The sequence below is a fragment of the Aeromonas sp. OTU364 genome, from assembly GCF_038440395.1.
Classification (GTDB): Bacteria; Pseudomonadota; Gammaproteobacteria; order Enterobacterales; family Aeromonadaceae; genus Aeromonas.
The window spans coordinates 1-20,611 of the sequence record NZ_JASATR010000009.1; the positions used below are offsets into that span (position 1 = coordinate 1).

At 64.4% G+C, this 20,611-nt stretch carries 23 protein-coding genes; 12 read left to right on the forward strand and 11 right to left on the reverse strand.

Annotated features, from left to right (window positions below; genetic code table 11):
• A partial coding sequence (locus AAHB08_RS10705; RefSeq protein WP_342058912.1) for a hypothetical protein occupies positions 1-245 on the forward strand: 245 nt, incomplete at its 5' end.
• 62 nt (positions 246-307) lie between these two features.
• Complete coding sequence (locus AAHB08_RS10710) at positions 308-1,501, forward strand: NnrS family protein (RefSeq protein WP_342058913.1); 1,194 nt, start codon at positions 308-310, stop codon at positions 1,499-1,501.
• 3 nt (positions 1,502-1,504) lie between these two features.
• On the opposite strand, the gene AAHB08_RS10715 is transcribed toward AAHB08_RS10710, so the two are convergent.
• The gene (locus tag AAHB08_RS10715; protein ID WP_342058914.1) at positions 1,505-2,074 is read right to left on the reverse strand and encodes a helix-turn-helix domain-containing protein; all 570 of its coding nucleotides are present in this window, start codon (positions 2,072-2,074) and stop codon (positions 1,505-1,507) included.
• Between the two features lie 116 nt (positions 2,075-2,190).
• Between AAHB08_RS10715 and AAHB08_RS10720 the strand changes: the two genes are divergently transcribed.
• Positions 2,191-3,342 carry a benzoate/H(+) symporter BenE family transporter gene (locus AAHB08_RS10720; RefSeq protein WP_342058915.1) on the forward strand — a complete coding sequence of 384 codons (1,152 nt, stop codon included), beginning with the start codon at positions 2,191-2,193 and terminating at the stop codon, positions 3,340-3,342.
• A gap of 147 nt (positions 3,343-3,489) precedes the next feature.
• On the forward strand, positions 3,490-4,554 hold the full coding sequence (locus AAHB08_RS10725; protein ID WP_342058916.1) for a DUF3103 family protein: 1,065 nt from the start codon (positions 3,490-3,492) through the stop codon (positions 4,552-4,554).
• Positions 4,555-4,672: 118 nt separating this feature from the next.
• Here AAHB08_RS10725 and AAHB08_RS10730 read toward each other — a convergent pair whose 3' ends face one another.
• Positions 4,673-5,143, reverse strand: coding sequence for an Lrp/AsnC family transcriptional regulator (locus AAHB08_RS10730; protein ID WP_025325515.1), 471 nt, complete (start codon positions 5,141-5,143; stop codon positions 4,673-4,675).
• 160 nt (positions 5,144-5,303) lie between these two features.
• Between AAHB08_RS10730 and AAHB08_RS10735 the strand changes: the two genes are divergently transcribed.
• Positions 5,304-5,822 carry a phosphatase domain-containing protein gene (locus tag AAHB08_RS10735; protein WP_342058917.1) on the forward strand — a complete coding sequence of 173 codons (519 nt, stop codon included), beginning with the start codon at positions 5,304-5,306 and terminating at the stop codon, positions 5,820-5,822.
• A 76-nt stretch (positions 5,823-5,898) separates the two neighbouring features.
• On the opposite strand, the gene metA is transcribed toward AAHB08_RS10735, so the two are convergent.
• Positions 5,899-6,852 carry a homoserine O-acetyltransferase MetA gene (metA, locus tag AAHB08_RS10740; protein WP_202047714.1) on the reverse strand — a complete coding sequence of 318 codons (954 nt, stop codon included), beginning with the start codon at positions 6,850-6,852 and terminating at the stop codon, positions 5,899-5,901.
• A gap of 144 nt (positions 6,853-6,996) precedes the next feature.
• Between metA and AAHB08_RS10745 the strand changes: the two genes are divergently transcribed.
• A complete protein-coding gene (locus tag AAHB08_RS10745) occupies positions 6,997-8,235 on the forward strand; it encodes an HD-GYP domain-containing protein (protein ID WP_202047715.1) in 1,239 nt (412 codons plus the stop codon).
• Positions 8,236-8,262: 27 nt separating this feature from the next.
• Positions 8,263-9,426, forward strand: coding sequence for a molybdopterin-binding protein (locus AAHB08_RS10750; RefSeq protein ID WP_342058918.1), 1,164 nt, complete (start codon positions 8,263-8,265; stop codon positions 9,424-9,426).
• 7 nt (positions 9,427-9,433) lie between these two features.
• Here AAHB08_RS10750 and AAHB08_RS10755 read toward each other — a convergent pair whose 3' ends face one another.
• Positions 9,434-9,949, reverse strand: coding sequence for a metal-dependent hydrolase (locus AAHB08_RS10755; RefSeq protein WP_342058919.1), 516 nt, complete (start codon positions 9,947-9,949; stop codon positions 9,434-9,436).
• Between the two features lie 419 nt (positions 9,950-10,368).
• On the opposite strand from AAHB08_RS10755, the gene AAHB08_RS10760 reads away from it, so the two are divergent.
• The 3 genes from AAHB08_RS10760 to AAHB08_RS10770 all read left to right on the forward strand — a co-directional run bounded on the left by AAHB08_RS10760 (position 10,369) and on the right by AAHB08_RS10770 (position 14,094).
• A complete protein-coding gene (locus AAHB08_RS10760) occupies positions 10,369-12,033 on the forward strand; it encodes a DUF342 domain-containing protein (protein ID WP_342058920.1) in 1,665 nt (554 codons plus the stop codon).
• Between the two features lie 115 nt (positions 12,034-12,148).
• Complete coding sequence (gene yidA, locus AAHB08_RS10765) at positions 12,149-12,958, forward strand: sugar-phosphatase (RefSeq protein ID WP_202047718.1); 810 nt, start codon at positions 12,149-12,151, stop codon at positions 12,956-12,958.
• Positions 12,959-13,323: 365 nt separating this feature from the next.
• Positions 13,324-14,094 (forward strand): gamma-glutamyl-gamma-aminobutyrate hydrolase family protein, encoded by a 771-nt coding sequence (locus AAHB08_RS10770; protein WP_342058921.1) that lies wholly within the window; start codon positions 13,324-13,326, stop codon positions 14,092-14,094.
• Here AAHB08_RS10770 and AAHB08_RS10775 read toward each other — a convergent pair.
• The 7 genes from AAHB08_RS10775 to lptM all read right to left on the reverse strand — a co-directional run bounded on the left by AAHB08_RS10775 (position 14,091) and on the right by lptM (position 19,525).
• Complete coding sequence (locus tag AAHB08_RS10775) at positions 14,091-14,495, reverse strand: hypothetical protein (RefSeq protein ID WP_025325506.1); 405 nt, start codon at positions 14,493-14,495, stop codon at positions 14,091-14,093. The two genes, AAHB08_RS10770 and AAHB08_RS10775, sit on opposite strands and share 4 nt — an antisense overlap.
• Positions 14,496-14,587: 92 nt before the next feature.
• Complete coding sequence (locus tag AAHB08_RS10780) at positions 14,588-15,298, reverse strand: HAD-IA family hydrolase (RefSeq protein ID WP_342058922.1); 711 nt, start codon at positions 15,296-15,298, stop codon at positions 14,588-14,590.
• A 145-nt stretch (positions 15,299-15,443) separates the two neighbouring features.
• Positions 15,444-16,400 carry a tyrosine recombinase XerC gene (xerC, locus tag AAHB08_RS10785; RefSeq protein ID WP_342058923.1) on the reverse strand — a complete coding sequence of 319 codons (957 nt, stop codon included), beginning with the start codon at positions 16,398-16,400 and terminating at the stop codon, positions 15,444-15,446.
• A complete protein-coding gene (locus tag AAHB08_RS10790; protein WP_202047721.1) occupies positions 16,393-17,073 on the reverse strand; it encodes a DUF484 family protein in 681 nt (226 codons plus the stop codon). The genes xerC and AAHB08_RS10790 overlap by 8 nt, the downstream gene beginning before the upstream one ends.
• An 81-nt stretch (positions 17,074-17,154) precedes the next feature.
• Positions 17,155-17,985 (reverse strand): diaminopimelate epimerase, encoded by an 831-nt coding sequence (gene dapF, locus AAHB08_RS10795; protein WP_025325502.1) that lies wholly within the window; start codon positions 17,983-17,985, stop codon positions 17,155-17,157.
• A 62-nt stretch (positions 17,986-18,047) separates the two neighbouring features.
• Positions 18,048-19,298: a diaminopimelate decarboxylase gene (gene lysA, locus AAHB08_RS10800; RefSeq protein WP_342058924.1), complete on the reverse strand. Its 1,251-nt coding sequence runs from the start codon at positions 19,296-19,298 to the stop codon at positions 18,048-18,050.
• Between the two features lie 20 nt (positions 19,299-19,318).
• Positions 19,319-19,525, reverse strand: coding sequence for an LPS translocon maturation chaperone LptM (gene lptM, locus AAHB08_RS10805; RefSeq protein ID WP_265437424.1), 207 nt, complete (start codon positions 19,523-19,525; stop codon positions 19,319-19,321).
• Between the two features lie 73 nt (positions 19,526-19,598).
• Here lptM and cyaY point away from each other — a divergent pair, with 73 nt between their 5' ends.
• On the forward strand, positions 19,599-19,913 hold the full coding sequence (cyaY, locus tag AAHB08_RS10810; RefSeq protein WP_005330957.1) for an iron donor protein CyaY: 315 nt from the start codon (positions 19,599-19,601) through the stop codon (positions 19,911-19,913).
• Between the two features lie 14 nt (positions 19,914-19,927).
• The gene (locus AAHB08_RS10815) at positions 19,928-20,581 is read left to right on the forward strand and encodes an alpha/beta hydrolase (protein WP_342058925.1); all 654 of its coding nucleotides are present in this window, start codon (positions 19,928-19,930) and stop codon (positions 20,579-20,581) included.
• The last annotated feature ends 30 nt before the right edge of the window (positions 20,582-20,611 follow it).

Below are 20,611 nucleotides of genomic sequence, written 5' to 3' on the forward strand. Positions count from 1 at the left end.
ACGCATCTTACGCCCCTCACTTCGAAAGTCAAGCGATTGTTTTCGCTTTTCTTTCGGCGCCCACTTCGCAAGGAAGCTGGCTCATCAGTTCGGCGTGTTCCGCCGTGCTGGTAGGGGCGCATTATAGGGAGCCGCGCCGGGATGACAAGGGCTTTTTCACCTTCATCGCTCGTTCGCTCAGTTCTGCAGCAAGACGTTCCTTTTTTGCTCACCACCCCACCCAAATCAGCATTCCCTGGATTTAAATTGAACATTTTAAAAGCCACTTTATAATTGGCTTTTCAAATGTTCAATTAAGGTCGCTGTCATGCACCAGATCCTCGATAGCCATAAGGAGGAGCAGATAGTTCCCCTGTTCCGCCTGGGGTTTCGCCCCTTCTTCCTGCTCGGAGCCCTGTTTTCTTGCCTGGCCATGCTGGGTTGGCTGGGACAGCTCAATGGCTGGTTCAGCCTGCCCGGTATTGGCAATCCCATCTGGTGGCACGCTCATGAGATGTTGTTCGGCTTTGGCGCCGCCATAGTTGCGGGGTTTCTACTGACCGCCGTCCAGAACTGGACGGCTCATCCCGGCGTTCGCAGCTGGCCATTGGCGCTGATCGTGGGATTGTGGGTGCTGCCAAGGAGCCTGCTACCCTGGCTTGGAGAAGATAATCTCATTCTGATGGTACTGGACCTGGCCTGGTTGCCGCTCTGTGCCTGGTTCCTCGCCAAGCCCGTCATCATGACGCGCCAATGGCGCAACCTCTTCTTTGTCCCCCTGCTCCTCATATTGACTCTGCTCAATGGCGCCAGCTGGTTATGGCGAGATGACTGGAGCACAGTGGAGCATCTGCTCATCACGACGGTATTGCTGTTCACCACCCTGATCGCAGTGATGGGCGGACGTGTGATTCCCTTCTTTACCGCCAGGGGTACGGGTCAGGAGAAGGCGCCGCCCAGCCCTTGGCTGGAGCGCGGGGCACTGGCCTCTCTCTGGCTGATCCTGCTGCTCTGGCTGCTGCCTGGCTCATGGATCAACTCTCTATATATGGTGCCTCTATATATAGTGGCGGCCGGCTTGCATCTGGGCAGGCAACTGCGCTGGCGACCCGGCACCACCCTGGCACAGCCCCTGCTATGGTCGCTGCACCTGGCTTACCTGTTTATTCCCCTTGGCCTGCTCGCCCTCGCGGCCCAGGCTGCGGGACTGCCTCTCAGCTTGTCCCTCGCCAGTCACCTGCTCAGTGCTGGCTGCATGGGGACCATGATCCTCGGGATGATTGCCAGGGTGTCACTCGGTCACAGCGGCAGAGCCCTGCACGTCGGGCGTAGGATCACCCTGGCATTCGCGCTGGTGATCCTCTCTGCCTTCATGCGGGTCTTGCTCCCTCTGCATTGGCCTACCTTGACACTGACGGGATGGAACCTGAGCGGCTGGAGCTGGATAGCGGCCTATGGTCTGTTTGTCTGGGTCTATACCCCCATCCTGACCCGCCCCAGAGCGGACGGTCGTCCGGGTTAACCATCAGAGGCGAGTGGCAGGGTAGTGGATCAGATTGTGGAAAACGGCCGGGGCTATTCCCAGATTGCGGTAACCATGGGGACGATCGGCGGAGAAGCGTACGGCTTCTCCCTGATCCAGCGAGCGCCACTGCCCATCGACCAGCACCTCCATCACACCGCTGATGACGATCACATGCTCGGTCACCCCGGGCTCATGGGGTTCAGATTCCCGCTGATAGCCGGGTAGCAGGGTCAACTCGAACAGCTCGAAACCGAACCGGCCTTCATAGGGAAACAGGGGCGCCACCTGCATGCCTTCGCCCGCCGGTTGCTGGCGAATGTCATCGGCGATGCGATAGAGTGTCTCCCCCGCCACCGCCGGGGTCGGCTCGATAAAGCTGGAGAAGGAGACCCGAAACCCGGTGGCGATCTTCCACAGGGTCGCCACCGTCGGGCTGGATTCCCCCCGCTCTATCTGCCCCAGCATGGCCTTGCTCACCCCGGTCTCGCGGGCAGCCACATCCAGACTCCACCCCAGTTCGGCGCGCAGCCCTTTCAATCGCTGAGCCAGATGCCGATTCATCTCCTGCATACGTCCTCTCCCGAATGCTGCATCTTCGCCTTGTGCGCTATAGCGCACGCCGCTATAGTCAAAGCCACATTGTACGTAATAACGCACAAGCTATCAGCATACACAAGGATGTCGCCATGCCCTTTGCTCTCCCTCATCTGGTCGCAGGCCTAATCGCCGTCCTGGTTGGCTATACCAGTTCGGTCGTACTGATCATTCAGGCGGCTACCGCCGCCGGCGCCGATGCAGCCCAGGTATCTTCCTGGCTATGGACGCTGGGTATCGGCATGGGCGTGAGCTGCATCGGCCTCTCCCTCTATTACCGCACCCCCGTGCTGACCGCCTGGTCAACGCCGGGGGCCGCCCTGCTCATCACCAGCCTGGGCAATTTCAGCCTGGCGGAGGCCATAGGCGCCTTCATCATCTCCTCCTTGCTGATCACCCTGTGCGGCATCAGCGGCTGGTTCGACAGGCTGATGCGCCACATCCCGGCTCCTCTGGCCGCCGCCATGCTGGCCGGGGTGCTGCTCAGATTCGGGCTGGATCTGTTCAAGGTGGCCCCCCAGGATCCCCTGTTGCTTGGCGCCTTGCTGCTGGCTTTCCTGCTCGGCCGCCACCTCTGGCCCCGCTATACCATGGTGCTGGTCCTGGCCACCGGCATGCTGCTCTGCATCCTGAGGGGCGAGCTGCAACTGGCTGAAGTCCACTGGCAGCTCTCCAGCCCGGTGTGGATATCGCCAGCCTTTTCCATCAACGCCGTGCTGGGGATAGCGCTGCCGCTGTTCCTCGTCACCATGACGTCGCAAAACATGCCCGGCATCGCGATCCTCCGTGCCCATGGCTATCAACCTGCCACCTCTTCCCTGATCGGCTGGACCGGCCTGACCGGTCTGCTGCTGGCCCCGTTCGGTGGTTACGCCTTCAACCTGGCCGCCATCACGGCCGCCATCTGCATGGGCAAGGAGGTGGATCCCGACGCCGCTCGCCGCTGGCCCGCCGCCGTATGGGCGGGTTGCTTCTACCTGCTGACCGGTTGCTTCGGGGCGACTGTGGTCGCCTTGTTCAGCGCCTTCCCCACCGCCCTGGTGACCTGCGTGGCCGGACTGGCACTGCTCGGTACCATAGGCAGCAGCCTGCACGGCGCGCTGCAGCAGGATGAAGAGCGGGAAGCCGCGCTGCTCACCTTCCTCATCACGGCCTCGGGGATCAGCCTGCTCGGGGTCGGTTCAGCCTGCTGGGGATTGCTGGTCGGTGTGGCGCTGCATCAAGTCAACCGGCTCCGCGCCTGACCTGACCATCTGGGGAGACCCCAGTGAGACACAACACATAATTCGGCAAGGATGCTTCACAGCCGAACCCAACTCCAGTCTAGTGAAGAAGAGGCGCAGATTATTCCCGATGCGCGCCTCTGTCAGACTCAATACTGGAGAAGAAGAATGAGGAATCAGGCTGTCATTTTATTGCTGACCCTGCTGGGCGCCACCAGTGCCCATGCCGCCGACACGGACAGGGAGCTGGCACGCCAGCTCGCACTGCAGCAGAAGAATCTGCTGCCCCTGCTCGCCAATCAGGAGTACCAGAGTCCGCTGCCCAACCTGCTGCAAAAGGCGAGCCCACGCCTCAAACGGCAGGCCAGCGATGCCAACCAGGCCGCCATCAACCGCCAAGGGCTGGAGGGGGAAGTCAAACAGCTGATGCAGTTGCGACTGGCCAACCCCGAGCAGGCCAATGCGCTCAAACAGGGAACAGAGCCACTGATTGCCTACGTGCCGAGCGGCGATGAGAAGAGCTGGAGCGCCATCGAAGCGTTCGATGGCGCTGGCAATCCGGTCTACCTCGACGTGAACCAGCCACCAGCGCGACCCGTGCTGGTAGTAGAGGCCGACCCCGTCAAGGCCAAGAATGCCGGCCTGAAGGTGATGCGAAAGGCGCTGGCTGCCGCCGACATCCAGGCGGCCCCCCGCGCCGCCGACAACACGGTCCCCCTCAAGACCAGCATCCTCAAGAAGATCAGGCTCAGCGATGATCAGGAGCCCTGGCTGCTCGGCGCCGCCGAGGTCTATGCCGTCGTGGCCGGGGTCAATCCGAGCCGGGACGAACCCGTGGTGGACATAGTCGACATGCCCTACCTCGACCATGACAACACAGACTACAGCCCGAACCAGATCCTGGTGTACTGGGATCGCTATCGCTGGGGCGCGGTCGACCTCGTCATGATGGAGCAGGATGACAACGTCAACTACAAGGAGCTGAGCGCCCTGCTGATCGAAGCGCTCAAGCTCGGCTTCACCGCGGGTGGCGTGCCCGAGGCTCTACCCTTCCTCGATCTCGGCGGTCGCATCGTCAAGGCACTGCCCGACTCCTGGATGACCAACAACGACGACTACCTGGATACCTTCTACACCCTGGAGCAGGACCAGAGCTACCACCAGTATCCCGGCGCCGCCGGCAATGCGGTCATCACGCTGGAGCCCAAGGAGATCCAGCCGACCAGACCCTGATCATCACCCACGGCAAAAAGCCAATGAGGCAACTCATTGGCTTTTCTCGTTTCTGTATCAAGGGCTCAAGGCCAGCTGACATCATGCAGATCTATTTCAGGGCTGGACGCCCTGGCGCTCAGGGGTGGGTGAAACAGGGCAGGGAACGGCTGAATCTGTGCTCGAACACCAGGGAGGTCTCGAGGTGTACTACCTCTTCCCGGGAGGTGAAGTGATCGAACACGAAGTTGCGCAGGTGCTCGGTGTCGGCGACGCAGAGGTGCACCAGGAAATCATCCTTGCCACCCATGTGAAACAGGCTGATCACCTCGGGCAACGCCAGGATGGCATCGCGAAACGCATCTATGATTTGCCGGCTGTGGCGCGCCAGCTGCAGGGAGACCATGGCCTGGATATGGCCGCCCAGGGCCTGATAATCCACCTCGCAGTGAGCGCCCTTCAGCACCCCGTCCTGTTGCAGCTTGCGCACCCGCTCCAGGCAGGTGGAGGGAGCCACCCCGACCAGGGCCGCCAAATCCTTGTTGGTCATGCCCGCATCGCGAAACAGATGGGCCAGGATGTCCAAGTCCAGTTGATCCAGGTTTCTCATCTCTACTCCTTCCATCGCTCTATTTTTTTAGACTCTGCCCGTAAACCGGGCCGAACACAACGCAGATTGACATCGCACCCGCGCCCTCTATGCTGTGCCGCACTCAATCAAGGGGCCAACAAGTTCGTTTGACACCCGATTAGCACCGACAAGGATCCTCATGCTCAGTGCCCACCCCTTCTGGAGCCTGGAGGTTCCGCGCCTCGACGGTCAGCTGTTGCTCACCCCCTGCCCAGGCAACCAGCAGGTTGCCATGCCGCTCGCCCTGGCCCAGTTGCAGCTGGCCGGTGCCGGCGGTGTGCTCACGCTGATGACGAAGGATGAGCTGGCCGCACGCGGCGCAGGCTCCCTCGGCTCACTGGTCAAGGCCAGGGGCATGGCCTGGTTCCACCTGCCCATAGCGGACGATGAGGCCCCCGATGAAGCCTTCGAGCAAGCCTGGCTCCCCGTGCTGCCGCAACTGATCGCCCTGCTGCGCGAGGGCAGGCACCTGGCCATTCACTGTCACGGAGGGAGCGGTCGCACCGGGCTGGTGGCGGCCCTGCTGCTGATGGCCCTTGGCCAGCCCCAGCCGGAGGCCATGGCCGCCATCCGGGCCAGGCGGCCCGGCGCCTTCACCCTGCCCTGCCACCGTCACTGGCTCGACACCCGGGGGCGACGGCTGGCCGGGGCCGACTGAAGGGTGCCCTGGCCCTTGAGCTGCGGACAATTGAACACCTTGCCGATCTCTTTCAGCCATAGCGGGTGCGCCGGCCCTACACCTGGCCCTTGGGCTGCTCGTAAGTGAACACCTTGCCGATGTCCTCCAGCCGATAGCTGGTGAGCTGATAGACGTAGTAGTTGAGCCAGTTGGAAAACAGCAGGTGGCCGTGGCTGCGCCAGCTGGCACGCGGGGTCTGATCGGGATTGTCGCCCGGGTAGTAGTTGACCGGGATGACGGGGGTGAGACCCGCCGCCAGATCCCGCCGATATTCGCCGTCCAGGGTCAGGGCATCGTATTCGGGATGGCCGGTGACAAACACCTGGCGGCAATCCTTGGTCGCCGCCAGATAGACGCCAGCCTCCTCGGACTCGGCGAAGATCTGCAGATCGGTCTGGGCGCGGATAAGATCCCCGTCGAAGGCCGCATAGCGGGAGTGGGGCGCGACGAACTCGTCATCGAAGCCACGCAGCAGCGGCTCGTGCTCGTCGAGGCGGTGGTGGCGATAGACCCCTGACAGCTTCTCGCCGTGGGTCTGCTTCTCCATGCCATACAGGGCTTTCAGCGCCGCCTGCACCGCCCAGCAGAGGAACAGGGTGGAGGTCACATGCTGATGGGACCACTCGATGATCTCGACGATACGCGGCCAGTAGACCACCTCCTCGAACTCCACCAGCCCGAGCGGCGCCCCCGTGATGATCATGCCGTCGTAGTTGTTGCCACGCACCTGCTCGAAGTCGTGATAGAAGTTCTCCAGGTGCGCCTGGGGCGTGTTCTTCGACTCCCGATCGTCGATGCGCAGCAGATCCACGTCCACCTGCAAGGGCGAGTTGGAGAGCATCCGCATCAGCTGGATCTCGGTCTCTATCTTCTTGGGCATCAGGTTGAGGATGAGCACCCGCAGCGGACGGATGTTCTGGGTGACGGCCCGGGATTCCGTCATCACGAAGATGTTCTCCTGCCCCAACACTTCGGCGGCGGGCAACTGGTCCGGGATCTTGATCGGCATGCTGACTCCCTGTACTGCATCGGTAAATATGTCTGGACATCTAGAAGCCTATAATAAAGCACTCATCCTGTCATCAGATACCTTTTGTATTCACCCCTGCCTTTGACTAGCATACGGCTCTGTGTGTCTCTCGTGCCCAACCCCATGACAGGAATCAAGATCTCGGTCGATCGGCTGCAAGTCGGCAATTACGTCTCCCTGCCACTGGGATGGCGTGAGCACCCCTTCCTGTTTTCCAGCTTCAAACTCAAGAGTGAAGAGGAGATAGAGCTGATCCGCCGGCTCGGTCTCAAGCTGGTGACCATCATCCCCGACAAGAGCGACGCCCCCCCCAAGCCCCTCGATCAAGTGCAGCCCGCACCGGATGGCGCTGACGATCTGGTCGGGCGCCAGCAGGAGATGCAGCAGGAGAAGACCAGGCGCATCGAGCAGTTGCAGCGCTATCGCCGGGATCTGCAGCAGTGCGAGAAGCATTTCCAGCAGTCCCTGGCCCAGGTGCGCAACCTGATGGGCAAGATCCAGTCCCGCCCCCTCAACGCCATCAATGAGGCCCAGGAGCTGATCAACGCCATGACGGAGCAGCTGCTGTCGGTGGACGAGATGGTGCTGCACCTGGTCTCCGACAGCGCGGATGGCAACAGCCTCCAGTTCCACTCCCTCAACGTCAGCGTGCTCAGCATGCTGCTGGCCAGGGAGTGCAAGCTGCCGGCGGAGGCTATTCGCCAGGTCGGCATGGGGGCCCTGTTCCACGATATCGGCAAGCTGAAGATCCCGAGCCAGATCCTGCGCAAGACAAGCCCACTGACCAAGCCGGAGCAGAATCTGATGGCCCAGCACCCGCGCTACGGCCTGGAGCTGCTGAGCCTGGCCAGTGACTTCCCCGAGCCGGCGAAGCGCATAGTGCAGTACCACCACGAATACCTGGATGGCAGCGGACCACAGGGGCTCAGGGGGGATCAGCTCGACCCCCTGACCCAGATCGTCTCCCTCATCAACGAGTACGACAACCTCTGCCACCTGCAGGCCAAGGTGCCCTACTCGGCCCTCGGCAACCTCTACAAGCAGCGCAAGGCCCAGTTCAACACCGACCACCTCGGCATGCTGATCCGCCTGATGGGCATCTACCCGCCCGGCAGCGTGGTGCAGCTCTCCAACGGCCAGGTCGGGCTGGTGATGTCGGTCAACGCCTCCCGCCTGCTCTACCCTGCGGTGCTGGTATACGATCCCCGCATCCCGCGCCAGGAGGCGGCCATCATAGATCTCGAGCAGGCCGAGCTCTCCATTGCCAAGGTGATCCACCCCAAGCGACTGCCGCCGGCGGTGTTCGAGTACCTCAACCCCCGCACCCGGATCAGCTACTACTTCGAGCACAACAAGCCCTGATCGGGGTCCACCACCCAAGGAGTCTGCATGCGTATCGAGATCATCAGCACGGGGGACGAGATAGTGACCGGCCTGGTGGTGGACACCAACGCCGCCTGGCTCAGCGCCCTGCTGCTGGAGCAAGGCTGGCAGGTGCGCCGTCGCCTGACTGTGGGGGACAACCTCGCGGATCTGAAGGCCGCCTTGCAGGAGAGTGCCGACCGCGCCGAGGTGGTGCTGGTGTGCGGGGGGCTCGGCCCCACCGCGGATGATCTCACCGCCCAGGCGGCGGCCGAAGCCTTTGAGCAGCCGCTCGCCCTGTTCCCCGACTGGCTCGCCACCATGGCCGAGCGCTATGCCAGCCGGGGCCGCATCATGGCCCAGAGCAACAGCAAGCAGGCCTGGCTGCCCCGGGACTGCGAGATCCTCGACAACCCGGTGGGCACCGCCTGCGGCTTCGTGGTCAGCCACCCGGCCAGCCACGGCCAGAGCCGGCTCTTCTTCACCCCGGGCGTGCCGTTCGAGTTCAAGCAGATGGTGCGCGAGCAGATCTTGCCGCGCCTCAAGACGCTGGCGGGGGAAGAGACGGACACCGAGCTGCGCCGCTTCTATACCTTCGGCATCTCGGAGTCCGCCCTCTCGGACAAGCTGGATGGGGCGCCCTGGCCTGCGGGCATCGAGCTCGGCTACCGCTCTTCCATGCCCCTCATCGAGCTGAAACTCATCGGCCATGGCGCCAGCGCCGCCGACATGGCGGCCGCCGAGGTGCGCCTGCTCGGAGAGATAGCCCCCTGGCTGGTGGGGCGGGGCAACGAGGAGCCGGCGCAGCAGATCCTGGCCCTGCTGGGGGAGCGGCAGCTATGCCTGCAGGAAGGGGAGAGCCGAGGCGCCCTGCTGGCCATGTGCCACCCCCATCCGGGGCTGGAGGCCAGCTTCAGCCACAGCCTCCCCTGCGAGCTCGACCATCTGACATGCAGCGGACGGGAACCCAGCCTGACCATAGGCAGTGCGGGCCCCGACGGCGTGCCGCTGCTGCTGTGCGCAGACGGGCAGCGAATCGGTCAGCGGGTGAAGCTAAGTCACCCGGATCCCGAGAGCGGCCGCCGGATCCTCGCCTTCGCCGCCCTCGACATGCTGCGCCGCCACCTGCAGGGGCTGCCGGTGCTCGCCGACTACCTCACCCTGACCAGAACCGCCAGCCGCATCGACTGATGCCAGGCTAGAAGGTGCCTAAGCCCGCGCTCCCATGCACCCAGTACCCGGCGAGCGCCAGGGTCAGCAGGCAGAAAGCCCTCTCGTAGCCCCCGCCGCTCTTGAGGGGCAGGCCGGGCAGCCGAAAGCGTCGGCGCCAGGGCCAGAGCAGGGGGATGCCCATGGGGGTGAGCCAGTCCCCGAGCAGGTGGCTGAGGTAGCCGACGATGAGGGCATCCTTCATCACCCCGGACAGAAGGCCGGGGGCCTGAAACTGCGCCAGCCCCCATATCCCCAGGCCGACCGCCAGCAGGCTGTGGGTGAAGCCGCGATGGCCGAACAGCCGGGAGAGGGGCCCCGAGATCCAGGGCAGTTGCCGCCCGAGCAGGGACTTGGGGTGATCGAGATCCGGCAGCAGGGCGCTGGCCAGGGCCATGGGCACTATGTGCCACAGGCTGCCTTCGGCCAGGGCCGGAGTGAGCTCGACCTTGTGGGCAAGCAGGGCGCAGGTGACGGAAAACAGCAGGTGGCCTTGGGCGGTCATGGGGCTCGTTCGGTTGGACAAGAGGGCAGTAGGGTCGGCAGCGACCCGCGTCAACGCCTCGGGGCGGCGGCAGATTAAAATCCCTTGAACCGCCTCTGGCAAGGTGAATCGTATCGCCACCCTGAACTTGATACCCATCGGGGGCCGCCGTCGGTGAAATAGTCAGCAGATACCGCCAAACACACCTCATTTGACACTCAGCAAGCGGTCGAGCCAGCGCCATCGGCCCAACTCCCCGTCACAGAGTATTTCCTCAACCCGGCTCACCCATTTGCACTCGGCTCGTTGACCCGGACGGCGAAATGCCAGAATACTGCGGTTCTTGGCCGCTCTCGCTCTGGCGGCATAGGTTCTTGGCAAGGATCCCGCCCCCGGCCACAGGGGGGCTAGCCGGATCGGGACAACGAAGGAGGATCCCGGTGTTAAGCAAAGCGTGGTTTCAGCTGTCGGCAGACATGACCTATGTCTGTCTGCGTATTACCCCGGGTCTCACCGAGCCCGTCCAGGAGCAGCATGTCCTGGCCCTGCTGCGGCTCTCCAACTGCCGACGCTATCAACCCCTCGACGAGGGGATCCGGCAGGCCGTCGCCCTGCTCAACACCCTGCTGACCCAGCCGGACGCCCCCTCCCACCCTCCCGTGCCCATAGCCCAGCGTCAGGATGCCCGGCTCCTCGTCCTGGTGGACAAGGATCAGATGAGCGCCAGCGCCCAGATCACCGCCGACTGGGGCGGCAGCCCCCTGACCCTGGCGCAGTTGCAGGAGGCGGTGGCGGCGAGCCCGATCAAGCAGGGGGTGAGCGAGCGGCTGCTCGCCGCCGCCATCAAGGCCGCCAGCGAGGCGGCTCCCGGCACTCGCCTCACCCCCGTCATCGCCCTGGGCAAGGCCGCCAGACACGGCCTGGATACCCGCCTGGAGCGGCTGGTGGAGACGGCGGCGGAGCGGATCCTGAGGCCTCAGGAGGTGGACCACGGCAAGGTGGACATGCGCGATCTCGGCACCCTGCTCACCGTCAAGGCGGGCGCCCCCCTGATGCGGCGCCACCCCGCCACCCAGGGCATAGACGGCTTCACAGTGACGGGCCAGACCCTGCCCGCCCGCCACGGCAAGGAGAGCGCCATGACGGCGGGAGAAGGCACCTGCTTCTCCCCCGAGGATCCGGATCTGCTGCTGGCGACCCGCGCCGGGCTGCCTTGCCAGGAGCGGGCCGGCATGAGGGTGGACGAGGTGCTGAGCGTCAAGCAGGTCGACATCCGCCACGGCCATGTCATGTTCGAGGGCTCCCTGCTGGTCACCGGGGACGTCATGCCCGGCATGCGGATCAAGACCAGCGGCGACGTGGTGATAGGGGGCTTCGTCGAGGGGGGCTATATCGAATCCGGCGGCACCATCACGGTGCGCAACGGCATCATAGGGCGCAAGCTGGAGGGGGACCAGTACCTCTGCCACCTCAACGCCGGGGGCGAGATCCACGCCAGCTATGCCCAGTACGCCAGGCTGGAGGCCGATGGCGACATTCATATCCAGAGCCAGCTCAGCCACAGCTATTGCCGCAGCGGCCAGGACCTCAGGGTCGGGGACAGCGCCATGCGCAAGGGCCACCTCATCGGCGGCATCAACATCGCCAACCGCCTCATCATGGCCCCCGTGCTCGGCACCTCGGCGGCGAACCGGACCCGGCTGCAGATCCTCGGCGGCTACTTCAGCCACAAGGAGCGGGAGCAGGCCCTGCGTCAACGCAAGCAGGCCTGCCGGGAGCAGCTCGACAAGCTGCAGGATCTCATCCTGCGGCTGCTGCAACAGCCCGGCGACAAGCGCAATCCCGAGACCCTGCAGAAGATCAAGGCGCTGCGCACCCGGCAGCTGGACGAGAGCAAGTCCCTCGACGAGCAGCTTGCCGAGGCACAGCGCGAGCTGCAGGCCCTGATGGCCAACATGGACATCATCGCCACCCAGCGCCTCTTCCCCGGCGTCGAGGTGGAGATGGCCCATCACCACAACAGGGTCGACATAGAGCACGGCCCCATCCACTTCGCCATCCGGGAAGATCAGCTGCAGCTGACCCCCTATCAGGGCCAGCGCTGAGAGGCGCCATGGCTCCTCTGCGACGATGGCGGCGTGATCCCGGCGGCGATTTTCGCTACACTCGGCCTCCCCTTGGCCCCATAGGGCGGGCCGGCCAGACTCAGGTAGTGAGAAGATGTACAAGCTGATCGCATTGGATATGGATGGCACCCTGCTGAACCCGCAAGGTCAAATAACCCCCCGCACCCATGCCGCCATCGCGGCCGCCCGCGACCAGGGCGTCACCGTGGTGCTGACCTCCGGCCGCCCGCTGGAAGGCATGACCCCCTATCTGGCCGAGCTCGGCCTCACCGGCCAGGATGACTACGTCATCTGCTACAACGGCGCCCTGGTGCAACAGGTCGCGGATCAACGCATACTGCGCAGCCAGCTGCTGACCGGCAGCGATGCCAGCGCCATCGCCCATCTGGCCTCCGAGCTGGGGGTCAACGTCCACGGCTTCTCCGTCCGCCAGGGCCTCATCAGCCCCAGGGTCAGCACCTACACGGAGCACGAGTCACGGCTGATCAAGATGCCGATCAACCTGGTGGACTTCGCCACCCTGCCCGCCGACGAGCAGATCATGAAGGTGATGATGATAGACCCAGAGCCCCAGCTCTCCCGCGCCATCGCCCAGCTGCCCGCCGAGCTCTATGAGCGCTACACAGTGGTGCGCAGCTCCCCCTACTTCCTCGAGTTCATGAACAAGCGAAGCAACAAGGGAACCGGCGTGGCCGCCCTGGCGGAGCACCTGGGTCTGGACGCCTCCCGGGTGATCGCGGTGGGTGACGCGGGCAACGACCGCCACATGATCGAATATGCCGGACTCGGGGTCGCCATGGGCAACGCCACCGACGAGATCAAGGCGCTGGCGCAGCACACCACGGCCCGCAACGACGAGGACGGCGTGGCCAGGGTGATAGAGCAGTTCATCCTCAATGCCTGAATCGACGAGGGGCCTGCGGGCCCCTTCTGCTATCCGGCCATCAGGACCAAATGTTTAATATATCCACCACGACTTTCCCCTAAACGCCCGCCAACTGCGGCTAAAGCCGCTGATGAAGGGACTCAAGCTGGCTCAGACATTATCGAAATTAACATTTTGGCATCATTTCGTTTGACATATTGAACGGCCTTGGCAGACTGGGATCGGGATCCAGGCTGTCATCGCCCAGGCTGACCGACGATTCTGGCACTGCGGCACGACCCTGATCCCATGACCATGCCTTGAGGCATGCCCTTGCGAGAGTGACGCGGCAAGGGCCTTCCCAAGGCGCAGGATGAGACCGCCAAGGATAGCCAAGGTGACCTATGCCCAACCCCAGTTCCCGTTCCAAACCCGTCGTGCTGATGACCATGGGGGCCCAGGCCCGCAGCGGCCACGCCTACCAGGTAATGACCCACAAATACATCACCCCCCTGGTGGAGATCAGCGGCTGCGTGCCCCTGCTGGTCCCCACCTGCTGCGGGACCGCTGATCTGGAGCAGTATCTGGATCTCGCCGATGGGGTCTACCTGAGCGGGGCGGGATCCAACATAGATCCCGCCCTCTACGGCCAGGAGAACCTGACCCCGGAGAAGGCACAGGACAGGGACAGGGATCTGTTCGACATAGCACTGGTGCGTGCCGCCCTCGATCGGGGACTGCCCCTGCTCGGCATCTGCCGCGGCATGCAGGAGATCAACGTGGCCCTGGGCGGGGACATTCATCAGAAGGTCTATTGCGAGCCCGGCTATGCGGATCACAGGGAGGATGCGGACGATCCCGTGGAGGAGCAGTATGGCCACAGCCACCAGGTGAGCCTGGTGCCCGGCAGCTGGTTTGCCGACCTGATGGGGGAGGTGCAGATCCCGGTCAACTCCCTGCATGGCCAGGGGATCAGGCGCCTTGGGGAGGGGCTGGCACCGCTTGCCCATGCCGAGGATGGCTTGATCGAGGCGATCCACGCCCCCACCCTCTCCCCCTTCCTGCTGGCTGTGCAGTGGCACCCGGAGTGGAAGGCGAAAGAGAACCCCCACTCCATCAAGCTGTTTCGCGCCTTCGGCGACGCCTGCCGCCAGTATCGTCAGCGGGAGGGCTAGTCGCCGAACCCCTTGCCCTTCAGCTTGGGCAGGGCCCCGCGATCGGGGCGCAGGGTACGGCAGACATCCAACCCCTTGAGGCCTCGCTGGACATGGTCAGGGGCCTGCCCCAGCACCATGCCGTTGCCGCGATAGAGCCGGGCCTCTTCCAGCTCGAACAGCTCGCCGCCGATCAGCAGCTGTTCGCGGCCATCGACCACCTTGCCCCGCTTCAGGGGCAGGGTCATGTCCACCAGTATCTCGCCGGTGGCGCACCCCTCGCGCCAGCGGGCCTGATCCGAGAAAGGCGAAATGGCGATATCCCGCCAGGATCCATCCCGAAACTCCATCCGGTAGTGGTCGCGAAACAGATCGCAACCCGCCAGCACCATGGGGATGGCCAACCAGATGACACTCTTCATTCCACTCACGCCCAGCACTCCCTTGTCAGTCCGCGCCAAGAATAAATAAATGGCCTCGCCTGTGCACCTTTTTCTCTGCCCCTCAAGAGGGCTCAGAGCAGCAGCCCGGCCAGCTCGTCGAGGGTGGCGAGCTCCACATCCGGCAGCAACCGCAGCGACTGCCAGGGCAGCTGGCGCTCGTTGAGCCAGGCGGCCCGAAAGCCGTGCAACCTGGCCCCAAGCACATCCGTCTCGGGATGATCCCCCACGTGGAGGATCTGGCCGGGGGCGAGCCCGAGGGCCTCTTGCACCTGCACGAACATGTCGGGCGCCGGCTTCATCCTGGCCCCGGCCCCCGCCTTGCAGACCAGGGTGAAGTAGCCAGCCAGACCCGCCTGCTCCAGATCCAGGTTGCCGTTGGTGATCACCGCCAGGGGGTAGCGCGCCGCCAGGCGAGCCAGCAGGGCGTGAGTCGCCTCGCTCACCTCTATCTTCGAGCGCTCGGCGAGAAAGGCGGCGAACACCCGCGCTGCCTCCTGCTCGGCCAGGGAGGCGGCCATGCCCCCCTGCATCATGGCCTCGCGGATGCCGTGCTGGCGCGCCAGGCTGACGTCCTGGCGCAGCTCGGGCCGGGCCAGCAGCAGGTTGCGCTTGAGCTCGAGCCAGCGCGGCTTGTCCAGCATGGCGGTGGCCAGGTATTCGCTGCGCAGGTGGCTCAGCATCCACTGCTCGGCCCGCGCTATGGCGGGGCCGTTGTCATAGAGGGTGTCGTCAAGGTCGAACGAGATGGCGGCCACCGGCTGCCAGCGACGGTAAAAATGCATGCATTCTCCTCTGCGTCATCAACAGGAGCCCCCGGGCTCCTTGCTGTCACTCATCTTCCGGGGTGGCAGGATCCCGCCTGGCTCTGGCGAGGGGAGCGCTGTCACTCCCCTGACCCCCTTGATTGCGGGCCACCATCAATCAAGTTCACTCATCTTCCGGGGTGTCGGGATCCCGCTTGGCCCTGGGGTGGGCGCTGTCATACACCTTGGCCAGATGCTGGAAGTCGAGGTGGGTATAGATCTGGGTGGTGGAGAGATCGGCGTGGCCCAGCAGCTCCTGCACCGCCCGCAGATCCCCGGAGGACTCCAGCATGTGGGTGGCGAAGCTGTGGCGCAGCTTGTGGGGATGGACGTGGGCATTGAGGGCCTGCTTGTTGCCCCAACCGTCGAGCCGCTCCTGTACCGAGCGGGCCGACAGCCGCTGCCGGCGTTTCGAGACGAACAATGCCTCCCCCTCGTCCCCCGCCAGCGCTGGCCGCACCTTGAGCCACTTGTGCAGCCACTCCACCGCCATCCTGCCCATGGGCAGCACCCGCTCCCGCGACCCCTTGCCGGTGACCCTGAGCTGGCGCTCGTCGAGCTTCACGTCCGCGAGGTTGAGCCCCACCAGCTCGGCGAGGCGCAGCCCGGAGGAATACATCAGCTCCATGATGGCGCGATCCCGCACCGCCAGCGGATCCTGCTCGTCGGTGATGTTGAGCAGCTGGTACATCTCGTCCACATCGAGATTCTTGGGCAGCGGCCGCCCCTGCTTGGGGGTGACGATGCCGCGGGCCGGGTTGGCAGGGAGCCGCCCCTGGCGCACCTGCCAGTCGCAGAAGCTGCGCAGGGCAGAGACCTTGGTGGCGAGGGTTCGGGGGGCCAGGCCTGCCTTGTGCATCCGGGTCACCAGACTGCGCACCTGGCTCGCCTCGAGCCGGGCCCAGTCATCCACCCCCAGCCTGACCAGCTCGGCGGCCATGGCCTCCAGATGGGCCTGATAGTTGCTGCGGGTATGAGGGCTGAGCTGGCGCTCGACCCTCAGGTATTCGATAAAGGCGGTGAGTTCCCCCGCCAGGGCGGGAGGCAGGGGGTCGGTGGCGGGAAGGGGTGCCTTAGCCACGAACCAGCTCGGGTAGACGCAGTTGCAGCAGACGCCCCAGCTGACCCAGCAGCAGGGTGTCGTTGTGGGGGGTGAAGTGGCTGGGATCCGAGCTCGCGAAGGCCAGCACGCCGAGATCCCCGAGCCGCATCAGGGCCACGGAGTTGACCAGCACGTCGCTGCCAAACAGCGCCTGCTTCTCGCTCTGGTTGAGCCGCCCGAAGTAGTAATCCGTCCCGGGCAGTCGCTGGCCCAGCAACTGATCGAGCTGCTTGCCGTCCGCCAGGAAACGCTGCTCCGGGCCGCTCAGCTGGAATTTCTTCGGGCTGAGCCAGAGGCGCAGGCCGGTCAGCCGCAGCCGCTGCACGAAGGCCTTGCCCATCACGGCGCTCAGCTCGAACAGGGTCTGGCAGCCATACAGCTCGCCATAGAGATCCGCATAGACCCGGAAGATCCGCTCGTTCTCGCTGGCGATCCCCATCAGTTCGGTGATCTCCTGCTCCAGCTGCTCGATGCGCTCGCGCTGCCTGTCGAGTTGGCGCTCCACCAGGGAGATGGTGCCCTTGTGCTCATGGGGGATGCGGATCCTGTCCAGCATGGCCCCGTGGCGCTGGAAAAACTCGGGGTAACGGGCCAGGTACTCCAGCACTGTGGCTTCGTCCATCAGTGATTCCTGCCGTTTGAGTTCGCTCATAACTTGGTTGATCCATCCGAAAAAGGGGCACAGGGCCCCGACATTAGCGCTTGGCAGAGCGGAGTCATCTCCGCCCCATGCCTACAACTCTATCTGGCCGTCGAACACATGCTCGGCCGGGCCTGTCATGTAGACCGGCTGACCCGGCCCCTTCCAGGCGATGGTCAGCTTGCCCCCCGGCAGGGTGACGGTGACCCGCTCCCTGAGCTTGCCCTGGCTGATGCCGATCACCACGGCGGCGCAGGCGCCGGTGCCACAGGCGAGCGTCTCCCCCACCCCGCGCTCGAACACCCGCAGCTTGATCTCGCTGGCGCTGACCATCTCCATGAAGCCGACGTTGACCCGCTCGGGGAAACGCTCGTGGCGCTCCATGATGGGGCCCAGGGTCTCCACCGGGGCATCGGCCACCGAGGGCACCTCGATGACGCAGTGGGGATTGCCCATGGAGACGGCGCCGCACATCACGGTGTGATCCTGTGCCCGCAGCAGGTAGGTCTTCTCCGCCTTCTGGGCGCGAAACGGGATCTTGCCCGGCTCGAACTGGGGCACCCCCATGTTGACCGTGACCTGGTTCTCCCCCTCCAGTTGCAGGGTGATGCGGCCACGGGCCGTGCTGACCGCGATGCGATCCCGGTTGACCAGCCCCTTGAGGCGCACGAAGCGGGCAAAACAGCGGGCACCGTTGCCGCACTGCTCCACCTCGCTGCCATCGGCATTGAAGATACGGTAATGGAAGTCGAGCTCGGGATCATAGGGCGGCTCCACCAGCAGCAGCTGATCGAAGCCGATGCCGAAGTGGCGATCCGCCAGCTTCTTGATGACGTCGTTGCTGAAGAACACCTTCTGGGTGACGCCGTCCACCACCATGAAGTCGTTCCCGAGGCCGTGCATCTTGGAAAATTCAATCAACATCGCGCGTTCCTGTCTCACCGTTAATCACGCTCTCACATGGAGGAACGCTGAAAATCCATCCATCACGGCAGCAGATGCTCGCCACGCCAGAGGTCGGCCAGTTGCTCCCGCTCACGGATGAGATGGGCCTGGTCACCGTCCACCAGCACCTCGGCCGCACGGGGACGGGTGTTGTAGTTGGACGACATGGTGAAGCCGTAGGCCCCGGCGGAACGCACCGCCAGCAATGAGCCCTCGGCAATCGCCAGGGTACGCTCCTTGCCGAGGAAGTCGCCGGTCTCGCACACCGGGCCGACCACGTCGTACAGCGCCTTCTCGTGGGTCGTGCGGCTGTCCACCTCTATGATGTTCATCCAGGCGCCATAGAGGGAGGGACGCAGCAGATCGTTCATGCCGGCGTCGATCAGCGCGAAGTTGCGGGTCTCGCCGGGCTTCAGGAACTCGACCCGGGTCAGCAGCACCCCGGCATTGGCGACGATGGCACGGCCCGGCTCGAACAGCAGGGTCAGATCCCGGCCCGCCAGCTTCTGCTTGAGCGCCTCGGCGTACTCGGTCGGATGCGGCGGCTGCTCGGCGCCATAGTTGACCCCGAGACCCCCGCCCACGTCCAGGTGATGGATATGGATGCCTTCCACCGCCAGATCGTCGATCAGCTTCAGCAGCTTGTCCGCCGCCTCCATAAAGGGATTGAGCTCGGTGAGCTGGGAGCCGATATGGCAATCCACCCCCTTGATCTCGATATGGGCCATGGCCGCCGCCTTGCGGTAGATGGCGGGCGCCTGCTCGATGGGGATGCCGAACTTGTTCTGCTTGAGGCCGGTGGAGATATAGGGGTGGGTGCCGGCGTCTATGTCCGGGTTGACCCGCACCGAGACCCGCGCCTTCTTGCCCATGCTGCCAGCGACCCGGTTCAGGCGCTCCAGCTCGGCTTCCGACTCCAGGTTGAAGCAGAGGATCTCTTTCTCCAGCGCGAGGCGCATCTCGGCTTCGCTCTTGGCGACGCCGGAGAAGACCACCTTGGCCGGATCACCGCCCGCCGCCAGCACCCGGGACAGCTCGCCGCCGGAGACGATGTCAAAGCCCGAACCAAGGCGTGCCAGCAGATTGAGCAGCGCCAGGTTGGAGTTCGCCTTGACCGCGTAGCAGATCAGATGGGGAATGTCGCCCGCCGCCTGATCGAAGGCGTGCCAGTGGCGCTCCAGGGTGGCGCGAGAGTAGACATACAGCGGGGTACCGTACTGGTCGGCGAGCTGTTGCAGGGGAAGCTGCTCGGCCTGAAGCTGGCCGTCGGCGTCGTAGTTAAAGTGATCCAAGGGGGCGGTTCCTTCCTAGATTATTGCGGCGCGGCCTCGGAGGCCGGTTTGGCGGTCGCAGGCGAGGCGGCTTGCGGTGTACTCTCTGTCTTGGGCTGTGCCGGTGCTTGCTCAGTGGAGACGGGTTGCTCGGCCGGTGGCATGTAGAGCGGCCCCGTCAGGCCGCAGGCGGCCAACCCGAACGACAGCGACGCGGCAAACAGGCACTTGGTGAACTGGGTAATCATAATGGTTCGCTGCGAAAAAATTTTTGGCCCTCTATAATCGCACTCACATTGTTAAAAGCAACAGGATAAACCGATGAAGGATCACGAGTATCACGCCCTGACCGACGCCTTTTTCCAGTATGTGGAAGACGTTATCGACGAGGGGTATCCGGATATCGACTGCGAGCGGGCCGGCGGTGTGCTGACCTTGAGCTTCGAGAACAAGACCAAGGTCATCATCAACAAGCAGGAGCCCCTGCACCAGATCTGGGTCGCCACCCGGGAGAACGGCTTCCACTTCGAGCTGCGCGGTGACAGCTGGATCGACAACCGCTTCGGCGACGAGCTCAAGGCCCTGCTGACCCGGGCCTGCACCACCCAGGCGGGCGAGCCCGTCCGGTTCCCATGATGGCTGAGCCCTCCATGATGGATCTGCATCCCCAGGGCGCCCGTCACGCGGTGATCTGGCTGCACGGGCTGGGGGATTCCGGCGCCGGGCTCGCGCCCCTGGTGGATGCCCTGGCGCTGCCCGCCACCCTGCCGGTCCGCCACCTGCTGCCCGATGCGCCCGAGCGGCCCATCACCATCAACATGGGCTACAAGATGCGCGGCTGGTACGACATCAAGAGCTTCGAGGATCCGGCGGATCGCGCCGTGGAGTCCCATGTGCGCGAGTCCGCCGATCGTATCGCCGCCCTGCTGGATCGGCTGGTAGCCGAGGGCTTCGCCCCGGGCAACATAGTGCTGGCCGGCTTCTCCCAGGGGGGCGTCATCGCCTCCTTCACCGCCCTGCGCCATCCGGTGCCACTGGCGGGCCTGCTCTGCATGTCCACCTATCTGGCGGCCCCCGAGCAACTGGTCGAGGAGATGAGCGAGGCCGCCCGCGCCCTGCCCATCTGCTACATGCACGGCATCTATGATGACGTGGTGAGCCTCTCCATGGGCTGGGACGCCAAGAACCGGCTGGAGGCGGCAGGCCTCAGCCTCGAGTGGCACGAATACCCCATGCGCCACGAGATCTGCCGGCCCCAGCTCGCCGACATCCGTCGCTGGTTGCTGGCCCGCCTCGACCCCTGATGCAGCACCACAGATAGGACAACGGCCTGC

Bases quoted from the DNA above. Each gene is read 5' to 3' on its own strand.
- AAHB08_RS10710 (WP_342058913.1), top strand. From the start codon at position 308: ATGCACCAGATCCTCGATAGCCATAAGGAGGAGCAGATAGTTCCCCTG.
- AAHB08_RS10715 (WP_342058914.1), bottom strand. From the start codon at position 2,074: ATGCAGGAGATGAATCGGCATCTGGCTCAGCGATTGAAAGGGCTGCGC.
- AAHB08_RS10720 (WP_342058915.1), top strand. From the start codon at position 2,191: ATGCCCTTTGCTCTCCCTCATCTGGTCGCAGGCCTAATCGCCGTCCTG.
- AAHB08_RS10725 (WP_342058916.1), top strand. From the start codon at position 3,490: ATGAGGAATCAGGCTGTCATTTTATTGCTGACCCTGCTGGGCGCCACC.
- AAHB08_RS10730 (WP_025325515.1), bottom strand. From the start codon at position 5,143: ATGAGAAACCTGGATCAACTGGACTTGGACATCCTGGCCCATCTGTTT.
- AAHB08_RS10735 (WP_342058917.1), top strand. From the start codon at position 5,304: ATGCTCAGTGCCCACCCCTTCTGGAGCCTGGAGGTTCCGCGCCTCGAC.
- metA (WP_202047714.1), bottom strand. From the start codon at position 6,852: ATGCCGATCAAGATCCCGGACCAGTTGCCCGCCGCCGAAGTGTTGGGG.
- AAHB08_RS10745 (WP_202047715.1), top strand. From the start codon at position 6,997: ATGACAGGAATCAAGATCTCGGTCGATCGGCTGCAAGTCGGCAATTAC.
- AAHB08_RS10750 (WP_342058918.1), top strand. From the start codon at position 8,263: ATGCGTATCGAGATCATCAGCACGGGGGACGAGATAGTGACCGGCCTG.
- AAHB08_RS10755 (WP_342058919.1), bottom strand. From the start codon at position 9,949: ATGACCGCCCAAGGCCACCTGCTGTTTTCCGTCACCTGCGCCCTGCTT.
- yidA (WP_202047718.1), top strand. From the start codon at position 12,149: ATGTACAAGCTGATCGCATTGGATATGGATGGCACCCTGCTGAACCCG.
- AAHB08_RS10770 (WP_342058921.1), top strand. From the start codon at position 13,324: ATGCCCAACCCCAGTTCCCGTTCCAAACCCGTCGTGCTGATGACCATG.
- AAHB08_RS10775 (WP_025325506.1), bottom strand. From the start codon at position 14,495: ATGAAGAGTGTCATCTGGTTGGCCATCCCCATGGTGCTGGCGGGTTGC.
- AAHB08_RS10780 (WP_342058922.1), bottom strand. From the start codon at position 15,298: ATGCATTTTTACCGTCGCTGGCAGCCGGTGGCCGCCATCTCGTTCGAC.
- AAHB08_RS10790 (WP_202047721.1), bottom strand. From the start codon at position 17,073: ATGAGCGAACTCAAACGGCAGGAATCACTGATGGACGAAGCCACAGTG.
- dapF (WP_025325502.1), bottom strand. From the start codon at position 17,985: ATGTTGATTGAATTTTCCAAGATGCACGGCCTCGGGAACGACTTCATG.
- lptM (WP_265437424.1), bottom strand. From the start codon at position 19,525: ATGATTACCCAGTTCACCAAGTGCCTGTTTGCCGCGTCGCTGTCGTTC.
- cyaY (WP_005330957.1), top strand. From the start codon at position 19,599: ATGAAGGATCACGAGTATCACGCCCTGACCGACGCCTTTTTCCAGTAT.
- AAHB08_RS10815 (WP_342058925.1), top strand. From the start codon at position 19,928: ATGATGGATCTGCATCCCCAGGGCGCCCGTCACGCGGTGATCTGGCTG.